Source organism: Vitiosangium sp. GDMCC 1.1324 (assembly GCF_003044305.1).
In the GTDB taxonomy this organism is placed as follows: domain Bacteria; phylum Myxococcota; class Myxococcia; order Myxococcales; family Myxococcaceae; genus Archangium.
This window is the reverse complement of the sequence record NZ_PZOX01000044.1, coordinates 23,722-34,105: the sequence shown is the minus strand read 5'-3', so window position 1 is coordinate 34,105 and position 10,384 is coordinate 23,722. Positions and strand designations below refer to the sequence as shown.

Genomic DNA, 10,384 nt, shown 5'->3' with positions numbered 1-10,384 from the left:
CCTCCCTGTTGTGCATGAGGATGCTCGCGGAGCTGCCGGAGGACCGCCTTCCTGTCGCGCCGTTGTGTGCGGCACTCAGTGAGACGCTGTCCAACGCCGAGAATGACGCCGCCTGGGATCTTCCGCTCATTGACCCGGACGATCCGCAGCTAATGACGACTGGCGATGACCCGGAACGGCGGGAGCCGAACGAAACGCGGCGCACGTTCCTAAAGCTGACGAAGCAACGCCCCCGGCGCGGGCGGCCCCTCCCGGATAAGGCACCCGTGCTCTTCCTGCCCGCGCAGATGGCAGGCGCCCCGCCCCCGGCCGCAGCGGTAGATCCGGACGAGAGCCCCAGGGCGGACGCGCCGCAAGCGGCCCCGCCCCCCAGGGAGCACGAGGTGCCCGTTAAAAGCGCCCCGGTGCCGCCAGCTCGCGAACTCGAGCCCGCCGCCGCTCCCCACCCTCGTCGCGCCGCGTGGCGCCTGGGGCTCGCTGGGGCCGTGCTGCTGGTGGCCGTCGTTGCCCTGTCCGTGGGCGCGAACCTGGGGGGACCTGGCTCTACGGGGCGCACCAGCGAGGCAGGGCCGGAGGTGCCGCTACCATCTACGTCCCCGGACCCTCACGCTACCGATGCAGGCGTGCGCGGTCGTGAAATGGCGCTTGCGGCAAAGCCGCTGGAATCTCTCCCCGGAGGAGACGCGACACCCGTTGGGGCTCAACTTCCCGCGTCTACCGCTAACGCCATGCTTCGCACGTCCGCTCAGACGCCCAAGAACGAAACGCCGAAACCGCAGCCGCAAAGCTCGGGGCCGCGCTTGCCGGTGAAGCCCGCTGTAGCCGTCGCAGTCTGCGCGATGCTCGACGGGGGATGCACCGCGCCCGCTTCCCAGGTGCGCCCCGAGCCCCCCGCGATTTCCTGCCCGCAGGATTGGCGGAAGACCCACGAGCGGTTCAACGTTGCTAGGGGTGAACCGATGGCAACGGTGAAAGGGTACAAGGGCGAGCGTGGAGAGCTGGCCAGGGTGAAGGATGGCCCCGTTACCCTCCAGGTTGGTATCGAGGGGCGCGTGGGCAATCTGCCCGCCGGGACCTTGCTTCTTGGACAGTGGCAGCTCGGCGACAACCGCCTTTTCGGCACCTTCACCGAGGCGAAGATTCCAGGCGAGGGGACTCTTCCCGTGTGTTTGGTTGCTGGCCTGAAAGGCGTCACGGTCTACGTGGACGAGCACGGCAAGCTTTTTGATTGCCCCCCCGGCTTGGGCGTGTGCCTCGATCCCGGAAGCACGCCCAGCAACGTCAAGACAGACACGCGCGTTCTCCTCATTGAGCCTGTCGGGCAGCCCTGATTATTACCTTGCCCTTTGAGCCCTGATTATTACCTTGCCCTTTGGAGGTTGAGTTTCCGTGCTGCCCCCCTCTTCCGGTGCCGTCCTGCTGGCCGCCCTGCTCGCTGGTGCTGCGCAAGCCGCAGAGCCTCCCCCCGTCCCCCGCTGCGCCGCGACAGCGCGTTTTGACTTGTCGGCAGGGTCCCCGGAGGGAGCGCCGGAAGTGTGCGCTAGCGCGGACGAGCCGACAGCGTTTGTCTTTGACTCCCGCGTCGCTGGGGGGGCGGTGGAGTTTCAGCCAGTGGGACGCCTCGCGCATTGGGCACTCGGGGAAGACGGGCTGAGTCTCTACGTCATTCCCAGGGGGGATTATCTGCCAGGGGAGCGGGTAAAGGTGACGGTGCGCTTCGCGGATGGCGCGGCACCGGCGAGCGCGAGCTTTTGGCTCGTGGGCCATGCGGCAAAGGGGACGCGCCGGGTGTATGTGTTCCGGCAGCCGCGCCCGCCTGACGTTTGCGAGAAAGAGAGGGACGAAGCACAGGCCGAAGCGCGCCAGTGCCAGGAGGACAAAGCGCGGCTTCTGGCCGAGCGTCAGGAGCCGGGCGGGCTCATGGGGGCCGCATGGCTGGAGGGGGCCGGGGTCGTGGCGTCTACAAGCATTCGCCAGTCGGTGACGAAGCAGCCAGCCAACGCGCTCGGGCTGGAGGTGGCCTGGAGCTACAGCTACACGCCCACGGGTGAGAGCCGCCCGGCAAGCGTGGCTGTGAGGCTGGGCCTCATTAACCCCGGCGCTGAGCCCTGGACGCTGGCGGGGGCGGCGCTGGTGGACTCGACGGGTGAGCAGGTGGAGCTTGCCCGGTGGCCACTGGCGCCCATTCCCGCGAATGGGGCCGGTGCCGTCGTGGTGGGCATCGAGGGGGAGCGCGCTCAACTCGGCTGCCCCTGCATCCTCAAGCTGTGGGAGGCAGGGGGGCCGCGTACCGTCACCCTGGGGAACGTCACATTCCCGGCGAGTCAGAAGAAGGAGCCATGAGCACGGCCACTGCGAGTCGTGCCGAGCCTCAAGGGGTGGAGCGCCCGCCGATCTCCGGGAAGCGCTCGTAGGCCCGTTTGAGCGCGTCCAGGTGGGCCGGGTTGTCCAGGTCGAGCGGCGCCTCGGTGAGTTTGACGACCCACCCACCCGACGTCGTGCGCCGTGAGCGCGAGAGCAAGTCCGCGTCGCGGGCGGGGTCCGGAAAGCCGATGGCCCGTGCGGCAGCGGCCGACCAGTAGTTGAGCCACCCGAGGTAATAGGGAATCTCGGGCGAGCGGATGTGCTCGAAGAGCTTCAGGGCGGGCAGCCCCCGGCGTGGGGACGGCGGCCCTTCAAGCGTGGGTGCTGTCTGATACGCGATGTCCCCCTCAGCGTCGTCTGGCGTCGCACGCCCCCATAGCGCACACGCCCCCTCCGCCACGCCCTCAAGCACAGCCGCCGCTGAGGCGATCACGGGCTCGTCCAGTGGCAGTCTTGCATGCACTTCAAACTGGTCCTGACCGCCTGGGCTGAAGAGTCCCGATCTCCCCCTTCCCGAAACCGTCACGGGATAGCTCTCGTCGCCATTGCACAGGAGCGGGAATCCCCCGTCCTCAATCCTTTCTACGAGCCACGCGTCGCGCTGCGGCAACGCGGCAAGCCGTCGCCTCTCGGTAACTCTCCACTCCAAGCGCAAGCCGGGGAGCGCCCTTTCCATTCCATGGACGCTATCGAGCGCGCGGCGGTCGTTGCCCACGAGCGCAGGCGCGTAGACGACGATTCCGAGTCTTTTTCGCGTAGTCATCGTTTGCACCCCGTGACGACGATCTTGAAGGTGGAATCTCGCTTGAGCAGCGCGAGTTTGTGCGCGTCGGTGCTCACGCCAATTACGAAGTCATATCCACATGCCGCCGCAGCTTTTCTCTCCTTGTCCAATTGCTTCATTTCCTTATCAATCTCCTTGTCCTGGATAAAGTCAGGGTACGTATCAAATTGATGGGTCTTGATCTCCCACAGTACACGCACGCCGACTTGCAGCGCATCGAAGCTCACGCCGCCCACGAGCACATCCATTCCGGGATAACGGTTGGGCGGAAACTTATCGGCGCACTCGTTATGCGCGTCATCCTTGCCCTCGTGCGGTTCCGGGATGGGCTCGCACTCCGGGCGGCGGTCTCGCTCCGTGACTTCGGGTGGCAACGGGGGCGGCCAGTCCTGCCCTGCTGGCTCCGGCTTGGGCCTTTTTTTCGGCGAGGGCTTCGGCGGGGCGGGCTTCGTTACAGGCACGGGCTTCACTTCTGGCACGGGGCGCGTTTCAGGCACGGGCAGTGTAGGCGGCGGCCGAACCTGGGGACGGCCCCTCTTCTCGTAAGCCTCCAGCGCCTCTGAGATCGCGAAGCCCACCACGACAACGCCCGCCACAATCACCGCTCCCACGACGATCTCCGGGGCGGCCAGGACGCAGACCCCGACCCCGAGTCCCATGGCAGCGGCACCCGCAGAGGCAATCGCGCATCGTCCCGTGATGTCGTGAAACTCGATCCGGTCATGGTCGAGGGCCTGATAGCACCGCTCCGCCAGCACGGGCCAGGGCTCGGAAGCCTCCTGGACGGCGCAACGCCCCCCGTCCGTCCAGGGCAGCGTCGCCGCTCGCTGGAGGTTGGCGAGCCTCGGGTTCCAGGCCGCTGACTTTCCTGGGCTCGGCGCTGACGTAGCGCAGGCGGAGACATAGAGCAGAAGTGCGATGCACGCTCGGAAACGCATGGCTACATCCTCCAACCAAGTCAAGACCTAGCGGGTCCTGGTGGTGTCGTTCGGAGTATCCTAGCGCGCCCCGACAGCGATGGATGAGCACACGCGAGGCACGGCACACGTCAGTCGCATCTCGGGCCAGGGGCGAGCGCCAACGCAGCGGGCAGCCCATGCTCGGGCTCGGTGTAGGCCCTGGTGCTACTCGGTCACTTACCAAAGTCCCTTGCGATTCTCTGAGGAGACTTGCACTCGGGCTAGACCGAAGCAATCGAGTAGCACTAGAATATTCGGCGGATGCTGCGTAGATAAGGCAATATATCCACCAGCTATGAGCTTGGAGGGGAGTTGTGGCTAGGCTTGCTCCTGTTGTGGCTTCTGCCGTTCGGACGGTCGGGCTTGTTCCTGATGACGTTGAGCTGGTGCTCTCGCGACTCGTCGCTGCTGTACCTCATCTCGAATTTGATGAGGACTGGTATCACTCCTCCAGGAAGGACGAGCAGATGGAGAAGGATGACCAGTGGGCTCACCGGCATGAGGAGAATGATGCTCATTGTCATTTCTTTGTGAAGGGAAGCATTCACATCGCCACGCGCGTCAGGGCTCGATCTGGCGAGATTTTCGATGAGGATCTGGAGTTACTTGATTGCATGGCTAAAGAGGCGGCGAGATTGCTTGATGCCGCCGGAGAGGCAAGCATCTCACTGTCAGACCTGGGGATTCATGCTGTCTCTGTTGTAATTGCGAAGCTGTTACGGGTTCCGAGCGGCAGGATCGGGAGCTATATCAAGTTTCTTCGCTCAATGGCAGCTCAGACCTATGAAAGTCAAAAGCTTTCGTATGGCCTGATTCTGCTTGACGCCAAAAAGCGAGAAGCGTCGGCGGTGTTGGAGTTTGACAACAAAAGATTCAAGCGACTTACGGACGGATTTTCGACGGCGCTGACGCTTGATCGAAATGGCAGTATTGTCGACATTGTGTCTTTGACGCCAAGACGAGAGAACAAGAACTCCAGTTTAGGGCGCCCATGGTGGCTTTCCGCTCTGGCCGACACGTCTGCTCGGAAAGGTGGAATGGGCATGGCTCTTACTCGAGGTGGAGATATTTTGGTTGTTTACGGGCGTGAGTTGTTGTTCTCCCAAAGAGTCGGAGAGTGGCGCATCTGGCGGCACAAGTCGATTTTGGGTGCTATTCAAGATTCTTGGCGTGTCAAAGGCCGCAAGGGGAAGTTAGAACGCGTTCTTGCGATGCTTTACAAGGTGGCGCTCGACCTTTCTTTCCGCCGGTCAGGCGGCTTGCTGGTTGTGGCTGAAAGCCGCGCCAAAGCCTGGAAACTTGTGAGTTCAGAGAATGACTTGATTGGTGCTGAGTCGCGCACAGATGCCGAGCGCGCGCTGGATGGTCGACTTGCCAGTGCAAATGTGCTGACGCTTGATCGCCGCGTGCTTGCTGACTTGGCGAGTCTGGATGGCGCTCTTGTGATCGATCGCACCGGCAAACTGATTGCTTATGGTGCGATGGTGCGTTCTGCGGGAAACAGTCGTGAGCAGGGGGCACGAACTCGGGCAGCAGAGGGGGCCAGCAAACTGGGACTTGCTATCAAGATTAGCTCTGATGGCGGTATTGCTGTTTTCAGAAAAGGGCGAAAGGTTCTTTCGCTCTAATGCCATGCTAACGCTGCTAATACTATGCTGCGCGGTCACTTCCTCTACCTCCCGAGCAGTTCTGCCCTGGGGATAGCCACTTGGACGCTGGAGGGAACTCCTACGAGGGTCCTTCCCTCGGAAAGTCGCCCGATATGACCGGGTATTACTAGGCGCGAGCTTGCACGCCCCTGCCTCCCCCCGGGCCGGTGGGACGATGAGGCGCGAACATGGGGCGCGCTAGAGGGCTTCAGGGGGGCGACTGCTGCGGCTCAGGTCTGGTTGAGGGGATGAGCAGGGCAGCCGCTGCTCGGTCCTATGGATGGATCCCAGGGCGCTAGCCGTGCCAGTGGGCGCGCGCTCGCGCACGGTGCCGGGACAGGCGACCGCTTGCCCATAGCTGGAGGGGTGCCGGGTATCCAGGCCGCTCGCGCCTCGATTGGCGCCCCCGGCATCGCCCTGGTTAGCCGTCAGAGCCGATACCGCAGCAGCCCGGCAACAGGGCCCGGCACCGGGGGAGCGAGCTGCACGTTCCGGAGGGACCCGCCAGTCGCACACCGCCCGGTGTGGGGAGGAATGCAGGCGGGGAGGTGGCGCATGTGCCCCCAGTGTGCCCCGCCAGCGGGGAAAGGGGCGGAACACGAGGGCACGGGGTGGGACGGGACGGGATGACGAACCCGAGGAGAATTAAGGCGTTAGCGGGTAACAGCGCGTCCTGCTTAGGGTTTTCTATCGCCTTGTTCACGGGTTCGATTCCCGCCGCCTCCACAGGAACACAGCCGTTTCAAGCGGTGCCGGGCATCACGGGGCCGAGCGCCTGCCGATCTCCGGGAAGCGTTCGTAGGCCCGCTTGAGCGATTCCAGGTGGGCAGGGTTGTCCAGGTCGAGCGGCGCCTCGGTGAGCCTGACAACCCACCCGCCCGTCGCCGTGCGTCGCGCCCGTGACAGCAGCTCCGCGTCGCGGGCCGGGTCCGGGAAGCCGATGGCCCGTGCGGCAGCGGCAGACCAGTAGTTCAGCCACCCGAGGAAATGTGGAATCTCGGGCGTGGAGCTGTCCCAGGGGAGATTGAGCGAGGGCAGCCCATAAGGTGGAATGTGAGGCTCATCGCCGGGGTGGCGAAACTGTTGCGCCACGACCCCACCATAGCCGCTCGGCGTCGCATGCCCCCATACCGCACGAGCGCCCTCCGCTACACCCTCTAGCACATCAGCAGCCGCAGCGATGCCGACTGCGTCTAGCGGCATGTCCGCATGGACTTCAAAATGCGGCGGACTCCCTGCGGCAAGACCGTTTGGGTTTTCCAATCCCGCAATCGTTACGAGGTGGTTATCGTCCTCATTGCACAAGAACGGAAACCCTCCGTTTGTCAAGTTGGCCGCTACCCACTCGTCACGGCGAGGTAATGCGATGAGGTCTTCCTTTTCCGAAGTCGTCCACCCCAGGCACAAACCAGGCAGCGCACGTTCCATTGCATGGACAACAGCAGTCGGGCGGTCGTCGTGGTCCATGAGAGCAGGCGCGTGGACGATGATGATGAGGGCTCTTTGAGCAGCTGACATTTCAGCACCAATCCATGACGACGACCTTGAGGGTGGGGTCTTCTTCGAACAGCACGGCTTTGTGCGCGGCGCTTCGCACTCCAATGATGAAGTCATAGCCGCATTCCCTGGCGAGCTTGGCTTCGCGTCTCAGCTCAGGCAGCTTCATCCTGACAAAGAACCTTTGAGAGCGAGGCGGTTGTTTGTCAAAATCATCCGTCTTGACATCCCACAGAGTGAGCGTGGCCAATTGCAGCCCGTCGTAATCCTTCCCGTTGACGCGCACATCCCAGCCGGGGAAGCTGTTGTTTGGAATTTTGTCGGCGCATTCGTTGTGCGGGTCATGACCGCCACGGTGCTTCACCGGTCGAGGCTCGCACTCCGGGCGGCGGTCTCGCTCCGTGACTTCGATTGGCCCCAGAGGAGGAAAATCCGGCCCTTTTGGTTCCGGCTTGGGCCTTTCTTTCGGCGAGGGCTCCTGCGGAGCAGGTTTTGTTTCGGGCACGGGCTTTGTTTCAGGCACGGGACGCGATTCAGGAGCGGGCCTCGTTTCTGGCGCGGGCTTCGCTTTCTCGGGATCGTCCCTTAACAGCGCATACGCATCCAGAGCCTCTTTGATGGCGAAGCCCACCACCACTACGCCCGCAACAATCACTGCACCCACCACGATCTCCGGTCCAGCCAAGACACAGACTCCAAGTCCCATGGCAGCCGCGCCCGCAGACGCGATTGCGCATCGTCCCGTGGGGTCGTGAAACTCGAGCCGGTCATGGTCCAGGGCATGAAAGCACCGCTCCACCAGCATGGGCCAGGGCTCGGAAGCTTCGCGGACGGCGCACTGCCCACCGTCCGTCCAGGGCAGCGTCGCCGCTCGCTGGAGGTTGGTGAGCCTCAGATCTCGGGCCGCTGGCTCTCTTGGACTGGGCGCTGACGTAGCGCAGGCCGAGACATAGAGCAGAAGTGCGATGCACGCTCGGAAACGCATGGCTACGTTCTCCAACCAAGCCAGGACCTGGCGGGTCCTGGTGGTCATAGTGGGGTCGTTAGGAGTATCCCAGAGCGCCCCGAGCAGTACAGTCCCTGGCGGACTGGGAAATGGAGCTACTGCGAGGTACCACAATGAAGATAGGAGAGATTCTCAGCTTCGAGGCTCCACGGCTCCTCGGAAGATACCTGACGGAGCAGACCTCTCCCGAGGAGAGAGAACTGCTCCTGGTGGCGAGAGATGCCTTGTTGTTCATCTCCGAGTTTGGTCAGGACTACCGCTTCGAGGATTATCGCCGGAACCCCGACTCCCCCTCTCGGCCTCTGGGGGAGGGACTTCCGTCAAGACGCTCCTGGGTGAAGCGGCAGGGCTCATGGTCCGGCGCCGAGGGGAGCAAGTGGGAGCGTGAGCAGGGGACGTGAGACAGGCCGGTTGGCATAAGACGAATTGGGCAGTGTCGAGGGCAAGGGATTAGAGCAGCGTCGACTTCGAGCCGGGCCCCGCGAAGCTTCGTCGTCATCCGGGGTGCACTGCGTCCTGTTCCCATCCGGGTGTTCAATCCCTGGAGCACAAACGAGCCTTCCGTCTGGCTCGGCAAATTATCCCAATCTCACAATTCCTAACACTCTGGGTGGACTCCCGGTTTTCACTTGGGCCATCTTTCGCCCTATGTTACTTGCTCACACGAAGTGAAAAAACACTTCACAGGAAATCCATGAAAAACACTTTGCGTGGCATTGGCGCGACCCGCGTCCTTTTGTTGCTCTCCTCCTTCCTCGTGGCTTGCGAACCCGCGGCCGAGCGCGTCCCAGGCATGGAGGTCGTGGCTGTGGGTTCACAGCAGGAGCCGCTCTATGGCAAGGTCGGCAGCTACTGGCCCACGAGCGCCTCGGGCTTCACCGACATTCCCGTTTGCTGGACGACGGCAGGCTGGAACTCGGAGAAGACGTGGGTGAGACAGACCATGGAGGACCAGTGGGACGCGAACAGCAGTGTGCGTTTCACGGGCTGGGGCACCTGTGACGCCAATACTCCCACTGACGCCATCCGCATCCAGGTGGATGAGAGCGGCCCGCGATCCGCCATCGGTCGCACGAGCAACAACCCCAGCATGTGGCTCAACTTCAACTTCGCCACCTGGAGCCATATCTGCAATGACGGTGTGGATGACGCATCGCTGCCAGGAACGGATGATCGCGAATTCTGCATCCGCAGCGTCGCCTTGCACGAGTTTGGCCACGCCCTGGGTTTCTACCACGAGCAGGACCACTCGGGTAATCAACCCGGCACAGCGGGCTACTGCGATAACACCATCGTTCGGGAAGCCGATGGCGACGTCATCACCGCGTACGACCCCAACTCGACCATGAGTTACTGCGCCCAGTGGACCCGGAGCACCTTGAGCGACCTGGACAAGCAGGGCGTGCGCACTGTCTATGGCGTGGCTCCCGTCGAGTTCCAGTACCACTATTACCCGTTCCCCTCCGCGTGCACCCTGGTCAACGAGCCGAGCGATTCCCACGGTTGGAATGACAATTACCTCTGTACCGCGGGTACCGAGGGGGTGAGCTGGTCCTCTTCGGGCTCCATCTCGGGCCAGCGCTGCACCCAGATCACCGAGCTCCTCGATCTCGATGGCTGGACTGACAACTACCTCTGCGTGCCCAACTACAGCCCCCTGCAGTTCGTCTGGTCCTCGCTGCTCCCGGTCCCCGGGATGCGCTGCGCGCAGTGGAATGAGCCGAGCGATCCCGACTCCTGGAACAACAACTACCTGTGCTACACGCAGCGGCTCGCGTTCTCCGCCGCGGGGAAGATCGCCGGTACCACCTGCATCTCGGTCAACGAGCCGTCCGACTCGCATGGCTGGAGCGACAACTTCCTGTGCTCCGAGCTGGACGAAGGCATACGTTTCAGCAACGCGGGGCCCATCAGCGGCATGCGGTGCACGTCCGTGAACGAGCCCAGCGACCCCGACACCTGGAGCGATAATTACGTCTGCGTGCCCACCCTCAGCCTGCTCAACTTCCAGTGGTCCACCACAGGCCCCATCTCCGGAAAGACCTGCGTCGCGTGGAACGAGCCCGCGGATTCCGCTCACGGCTGGAATAACAACTATCTCTGCTACTGAAGTGAGCCTCGAGGA

Annotated in this window: 9 protein-coding genes; 5 read left to right on the top strand and 4 right to left on the bottom strand. The window is 63.3% G+C overall.

What is annotated here, in order from left to right; all coding sequences use genetic code 11:
• Positions 1-959: 959 nt before the first annotated feature.
• Positions 960-1,331 (top strand): hypothetical protein, encoded by a 372-nt coding sequence (locus tag DAT35_RS58650; protein WP_146210323.1) that lies wholly within the window; start codon positions 960-962, stop codon positions 1,329-1,331.
• Positions 1,332-1,389: 58 nt separating this feature from the next.
• Positions 1,390-2,343, top strand: coding sequence for a DUF2381 family protein (locus DAT35_RS56545; protein WP_108077791.1), 954 nt, complete (start codon positions 1,390-1,392; stop codon positions 2,341-2,343).
• Positions 2,344-2,371: 28 nt separating this feature from the next.
• Here DAT35_RS56545 and DAT35_RS56540 read toward each other — a convergent pair whose 3' ends face one another.
• Both DAT35_RS56540 and DAT35_RS56535 read right to left on the bottom strand, forming a co-directional pair.
• Positions 2,372-3,127 (bottom strand): DUF5953 family protein, encoded by a 756-nt coding sequence (locus DAT35_RS56540; protein WP_108077790.1) that lies wholly within the window; start codon positions 3,125-3,127, stop codon positions 2,372-2,374.
• Positions 3,124-4,086, bottom strand: a complete 963-nt coding sequence (locus DAT35_RS56535; protein WP_108077789.1) for a DUF6310 domain-containing protein — start codon at positions 4,084-4,086, stop codon at positions 3,124-3,126. The genes DAT35_RS56540 and DAT35_RS56535 overlap by 4 nt, the downstream gene beginning before the upstream one ends.
• 335 nt (positions 4,087-4,421) lie before the next feature.
• Between DAT35_RS56535 and DAT35_RS56530 the strand changes: the two genes are divergently transcribed.
• Positions 4,422-5,735: a diadenylate cyclase gene (locus DAT35_RS56530; protein ID WP_146210322.1), complete on the top strand. Its 1,314-nt coding sequence runs from the start codon at positions 4,422-4,424 to the stop codon at positions 5,733-5,735.
• A gap of 780 nt (positions 5,736-6,515) precedes the next feature.
• Here the strand turns inward: DAT35_RS56530 and DAT35_RS56520 are convergent.
• Together DAT35_RS56520 and DAT35_RS56515 are read right to left on the bottom strand one after the other, a co-directional pair.
• A complete protein-coding gene (locus tag DAT35_RS56520; protein WP_108077786.1) occupies positions 6,516-7,274 on the bottom strand; it encodes a DUF5953 family protein in 759 nt (252 codons plus the stop codon).
• Position 7,275: 1 nt separating this feature from the next.
• Entirely contained in the window at positions 7,276-7,938 is a 663-nt protein-coding gene (locus DAT35_RS56515) for a DUF6310 domain-containing protein (RefSeq protein WP_369946713.1), read from the bottom strand.
• 434 nt (positions 7,939-8,372) lie between these two features.
• On the opposite strand from DAT35_RS56515, the gene DAT35_RS59705 reads away from it, so the two are divergent.
• A complete protein-coding gene (locus DAT35_RS59705) occupies positions 8,373-8,660 on the top strand; it encodes a hypothetical protein (RefSeq protein WP_108077784.1) in 288 nt (95 codons plus the stop codon).
• Between the two features lie 293 nt (positions 8,661-8,953).
• Complete coding sequence (locus DAT35_RS56505) at positions 8,954-10,369, top strand: hypothetical protein (RefSeq protein WP_146210320.1); 1,416 nt, start codon at positions 8,954-8,956, stop codon at positions 10,367-10,369.
• Positions 10,370-10,384: the final 15 nt, after the last annotated feature.

Coding starts and splice junctions, on each gene's coding strand:
- DAT35_RS58650 (WP_146210323.1), top strand. CDS start 960: ATGGCAACGGTGAAAGGGTACAAGGGCGAGCGTGGAGAGCTGGCCAGG.
- DAT35_RS56540 (WP_108077790.1), bottom strand. CDS start 3,127: ATGACTACGCGAAAAAGACTCGGAATCGTCGTCTACGCGCCTGCGCTC.
- DAT35_RS56535 (WP_108077789.1), bottom strand. CDS start 4,086: ATGCGTTTCCGAGCGTGCATCGCACTTCTGCTCTATGTCTCCGCCTGC.
- DAT35_RS56520 (WP_108077786.1), bottom strand. CDS start 7,274: ATGTCAGCTGCTCAAAGAGCCCTCATCATCATCGTCCACGCGCCTGCT.
- DAT35_RS59705 (WP_108077784.1), top strand. CDS start 8,373: ATGAAGATAGGAGAGATTCTCAGCTTCGAGGCTCCACGGCTCCTCGGA.
- DAT35_RS56505 (WP_146210320.1), top strand. CDS start 8,954: ATGAAAAACACTTTGCGTGGCATTGGCGCGACCCGCGTCCTTTTGTTG.